The organism is Legionella dresdenensis, from assembly GCF_042649825.1.
Taxonomy (GTDB): Bacteria; Pseudomonadota; Gammaproteobacteria; order Legionellales; family Legionellaceae; genus Legionella_C; species Legionella_C dresdenensis.
Genome location: NZ_JBHSAB010000027.1, coordinates 14,833 through 20,583 on the forward strand (window position 1 = coordinate 14,833; position 5,751 = coordinate 20,583).

Consider the following 5,751-nt stretch of genomic DNA (forward strand, 5'->3'; position numbering starts at 1 on the left):
GCCGTTGATGGCCAGGGCTCGTACAGGAGCGTTAACATTAGGTGTCCAGGCTGTCGGCGCGGCCGTGTTTACGTTCAATGCAGCAAGACGATTACGTGTAAGTCCGCCCATTGTGGTAAAATCCCCGCCGGCATATACGGTGCCGTCGGCTGCCACCGCCAGAGCATATATATAACCATTGGCATTCGGGTTCCAGGGTAATAGCTGCCCGGAGCTTGCATCCAAAGCCGCAAGACAGTTGCGCCTAGACCAACCAATTGAGTAAAAGCCGCCCCCTGCATATACAGTGCTGCCGCTGACGGCCATGGCATATACGTTACCGTTGGAACTAGGGTTCCAGGCACGTAATCCCCCTCCGGGCAAATTCCAGGAGGCAAGAGAATTACGCGTCTGTCCGTTAACTGTGCTAAAAATTCCTCCGGCATACAGAATATTGCCGCTGATAGTCAGGCTTTGTACAATGCTGCTCGCATTTGGGTTCCAGGCTGTCGCCAGACCCGTGGCAGGATCCAAAGCGGCAAGACGATTGCGCGTTTGTCCGCCAATGGTGGCAAACCACCCCCCGGCATAGACAGTGCCGGCAGAGCTGATTGCCAGAGCATTTACGGTAGAGTTGGCGGTAGGGTTCCAGCTTGTTGCCGTCCCCGTGACTGGATCTAAAGCGGCAATACGGCTGCGCGGTTGTCCGCCAATTGTAGTAAAGCCCCCCCCAGCATACACGGTGCCGTCGCTACCGATTGCCAGAGCATTTACGGTACTGCTGGCAGCAGGGTTCCAGCCTGTCGCCGCCCCCGTAACTGGATCTAAAGCGGCAATACGGCTGCGCGGCTGACCGCCGATTATGTTAAAAACTCCCCCCGCATACACGGTGCCGTCGGCACCGAAGACCAGGGCGTTTACGACACCGTTAGCGCCCGGATCCCAGGCTGTTAAGGAGCCGGTGGCTGTGTCGAAAGCGGCAAGACGGGTGCGCGGCTGTCCGCTAATGGTGGTAAAGGTTCCACCTACATATAAGATTCCGTTGGCATCAAGAGCCAGCGAGTATACAGCATTGTTAGCATCAGGGTTCCAGCTTAAGTCTAGCGAACCATCAGCCAAAATATGGGCAATACGGTTTCGGGTTACGCTATCAATAAGGGTAAAATCACCGCCGATATACCACCCGCCGCTGCCATCAGCAACAACCGCGCGTACTGCCCCATCACTAACCCGAGGAAAAGGATTTTTCACCAACCCCGTGCCAGTAGCAATAGGAACTCCAGAGCCGGTATTAGGCCCCAACTCGGTAAAAGCACCGCCTATATAGATACGGTTGTTGGTTGAATCCAGGGCTGAAGCCCAGACAACCCCATTCCCGGCGACAGCTGTGCCGGCCTTAAAAATCACAGAACAGTCACTGGCAATAACTCCGGTGGTGTAGGTCAACCCTGCCCAGGAACCTGCCGGACAGGTTCCTCCTACCGATGGATTGATTATATAACCTGGGAGCGGGGTTACAGTAAATTGTTGTGTTGCGCCTGTGTTAACTGTTTGCGGCGTGTCCGGGTTAATGGTCAGATTGGAATCGCCGCTTGGGGTAACCGTATAGCTGGTCGCGGCACTGTTGGCCACCTTTTCCGGATAGCCTGTTTGTGCAATACCCATAGCAAGTAATGTAAATAGGCCAACCAGCAGCCGAGCAATTTTGTTTCTCTGCATTATTTTATATCCTTATCCTACTCGAATAAGATTAACAAAGTTAACCTTACAATAAAAAACAGGGCTTTAGCAACTTTCCTTTTCAGAGGGTTAATTCTGTAAGATACATTGCAAAATATCCAACACGTACAGCATCGATAATGCTAAAATTTCCCCCAAGATACACAGCATAGCTGCTGGCAGTTATGGTCAATACTGCCTGGATGGGAGCAGGGTTCCAGGCTGTCGGGACACCTGTGTCCGGGTTCAACGCGGCAAGACGAGTGCGAGCTTGTCCGCCAATTAGGGTATAGTTTCCACCGACATACACGGTGCCATCGACACCAACAGCCAGCGAGTTTATGGGACCGTTGGCATCAGGGGCCCAGCCTGTCGGCGCGCCCGGTACTGCAATATCCAAAGCCGCAATCCGGCTGCGCGGCTGTCCGCCAATTGTGGTAAAGGCTCCCCCGGCATAGACCGTACTATTGTTGCCGATAGCCAGGGCGTTTACGGTACTGTCGGCATCCGGGTTCCAGGCAGTTAAATTACCGGGTGCAGCGGCAGCGATAGCGGCAAGGCGGTTACGCGGTTGTCCACCAACGTTAGTAAAGTCTCCTCCGGCATACACAATGTTGCTGTGGATGGCTAGTGCGTATACATTACCATCGGCATTCGGGTTCCAGGTGTTTACAGACCCCCCAAAAGCCCAGGCGGCTAGATGATTGCGCGTTTGCGGGCCAACAGTGGTAAAATCGCCGCCGGCATAGACGGTACTGCCGTTGATGGCCAGGGCTCGTACAGGAGCGTTAACATTAGGTGTCCAGGCTGTCGGCGCGGCCGTGTTTACGTTCAATGCAGCAAGACGATTACGTGTAAGTCCGCCCATTGTGGTAAAATCCCCTCCGGCATATACGGTGCCGTCGGCTGCGATCGCCAGAGCGTATATATAACCATTGGGATTCGGGTTCCAGGGTAATAGCTGCCCGGAGCCTGCATCCAAAGCCGCAAGACAGTTGCGCGTAGAATAACCAATTGAGTAAAAGCCGCCCCCTGCATATACAGTGCTGCCGCTGACGGCCATGGCATATACGTTACCGTTGGAACTAGGGTTCCAGGCACGTAATCCCCCTCCGGGCAAATTCCAGGAGGCAAGAGAATTACGCGTCTGTCCGTTAACTGTGCTAAAAATTCCTCCGGCATACAGGATATTGCCGCTGATAGTCAGGCTTTGTACAACGCTGCTCGCATTAGGGTTCCAGGCTGTCGCAAGCCCCGTGGCAGGATCCAAAGCGGCAAGACGATTCCGCGTCTGTCCGCCAATTGTGGCAAAGAAGCCTCCAGCATAGATGGTGCCGTTGGCGCTGATCGCCAGAGCATTTACGGTAGAGTTGGCAGTAGGGTTCCAGCTTGTTGCCGTTCCCGTGACTGGGTCTAAAGCGGCAATCCGGCTGCGCGATTGTCCGCCGCTTGTGGTAAAGGCTCCCCCAACATACACGGTGCCATCACTACCGATGACCAAGGCATTTACGGTATTGTTGGCACCAGGGTTCCAGCTTGTTGCGGTCCCCGTGACTGGATCCAAAGCGGCAATACGACTGCGCGATTGTCCGCCGCTTGTGGTAAAGTTTCCGCCGGCATACACGGTGCCGTCGGCACCGAAGTCCAGGGCGTTTACGACACCGTTAGCGCCAGGATCCCAAGCTGTTAAAGCGCCGGTGGCTGTGTCGAAAGCGGCAAGACGGGCGCGCGGCTGTCCGGCAATGGTGGTAAAGGTTCCACCTACATATAAAACTCCGTTGGCATCAAGAGCCAGCGAGAATACAGCATTGTTAGCATCAGGGTTCCAGCTTAAGTCCAGCAAACCACTAGCCAGAATATGGGCAATACGGTTTCGGGTTACGCCATCAATAATGGTAAATTCACCGCCAATATACCACCCGCCGTTGCCATCAGCAACGACCGCGCGTACAGCCGCATCACTAACCCGAGGAAAAGGATTTTTCACCAATCCCGTGCCAGTATCAATAGGAACTCCAGAGCCGGTATTAGGCCCCAACTCGGTAAAAGCACCGCCTATATAGATACGGTTATTGGTTGAATCCAGGGCTGAAGCCCAGACAACCCCATTCCCCGCAACAGCTGTGCCGGCCGAAAAAGTTACGGAGCAGTCACTGGTAATCGCGCCGGTGGTGTAAACCACGCCTGCCCAGGAACCGGCAGGGCACGTACCGCCTACGGTAGCATTGACCATATAACCTAGAAGCGGGGTTACGGTAAATTGTTGGGTTGCGCCATAATTAATCATCTGTGGCGTATCTGGGGTAATGGTTTCATGGCCATCTCCGCCAGGCGTGACTGTAGGCATCTTTAGAGAGCTAAATGTTACTGAACAGTCACTGGTAATTGCGCCAGTGGTATAAACTGATCCTGCCCATGATCCCGCTGGGCAAGTTCCCCCGACGGCGGGATTAAGGTTATAACCTGGGTTCGGGGTTACGGTAAATTGTTGCGTTGCGCCCGGAGTCACCGATTGCGGTGTGTTCGGGTTAATGCTTAGATTGGCATCCCCGCTAGGCGTAACTATAGGAAACGGTACCGAACTGAATATGACTGTACAATCAGTGGTAATTGCGCCGGTGGTGTAAATCGAGCCTGCCCATGAGCCCGCTGGGCAAGTTCCTCCTACAGTGGGGCTGACCGTATAACTGGGGTTCGGGGTTACGGTAAATTGCTGAGTTGCGCCTGGAGTAACCGTTTGCGGCGTGTTTGGGTTAATGGTGAGATTGACATCCCCGCTGGGCGTAACCGTAGGATATGGTACGGAACTAAATGTTACCGAACAATTACTGGTAATTGCGCCGGTAGTGTAAACCGCGCCTGCCCATGAACCTGCCGGGCACGTTCCTCCGACTGTGGGACTGACTGTATAACCAGAGTTCGGAGTTACGGTAAATTGTTGGGTTGCGCCATAATTAATCGTCTGCGGCGTGTTCGGGTTAATGGTGAGATTGGCATCCCCGCTTGGTGTGACTGTAGGCATCAATACAGAACTGAATGTTACCGAACAATCAGCAGTAATCGCACCGGTGGTGTAAACCGCGCCTGCCCAGGAACCTGTCGGGCACGTTCCGCCTACGGTGGGATTGATGTTATAACCGGGGTTCGGGGTCACGGTAAATTGTTGCGTTGCGCCCGGCGTTACTGATTGCGGCGTGTTCGGGTTAATGCTTAGATTGGCATCCCCGCTGGGTGTTACTATAGGAAACGGTACCGAACTGAATATGACTGTACAATCACTGGTAATTGTGCCGGTGGTGTAAACCGAGCCAGCCCAGGAACCTGCAGGGCAAGTACCGCCGACCGTGGGATTGACCGTATAACCTGCGTTTGGCGTTACGGTAAATTGTTGGGTTGCGCCATAATTAATCGTTTGCGGCGTATTCGGGTTAATCGTCAGATTGGCATCGCCGCTTGGCGTGACTGTTGGCATCTGAAGCGAGCTAAAGACGACGGTACAATCCCCGGTAATCGCACCGGTGGTGTACACCGAGCCAGCCCAGGAACCGGCAGGACACGTTCCTCCGACCGTGGTATTGACGGTATAACCAGGGTTCGGGGTGACAGTAAATTGCTGAGTAGCCCCATAATTAATCGTTTGCGGCGTATTGGGGTTAATGGTCAGGTTGGCATCGCCGCTTGGCGTGACCGTCGGCATCTGAAGCGAACTAAAGATTACAGTACAATCTCCGGTAATGGCGCCGGTAGTGTACACTGAGCCTGCCCAGGAACCGGCTGGACACGTTCCCCCGACGGTGGAATTGACGTTATAACCGGCGTTCGGAGTTACGGTAAATTGCTGGGTTGCGCCCGGTGTCACTGATTGCGGCGTGTTGGGGTTAATGGTCAGGTTGGCATCCCCGCTCGGCGTAACGACAGGTTCCACAGAGCTAAAGGTTACCGAGCAATTGCTGGTCACTGCACCGGTGGTATAAACCGCGCCAGCCCAGGAACCGGCAGGGCATGTTCCGCCGACCGTGGGATTGACGGTATAACCAGGGTTTGGCGTTACGG

1 protein-coding gene and 1 pseudogene are annotated in these 5,751 nt (G+C 54.3%); both read right to left on the minus strand.

Going from position 1 to position 5,751, the window contains the following annotated elements; all coding sequences use genetic code 11:
* Positions 1-1,698: pseudogene (locus ACFORL_RS11330) on the minus strand (hypothetical protein); the annotation flags it as partial.
* Between the two features lie 82 nt (positions 1,699-1,780).
* Positions 1,781-5,751 (minus strand): hypothetical protein (locus tag ACFORL_RS11335; RefSeq protein WP_382344093.1); only part of this gene is annotated, 3,971 nt, incomplete at its 5' end.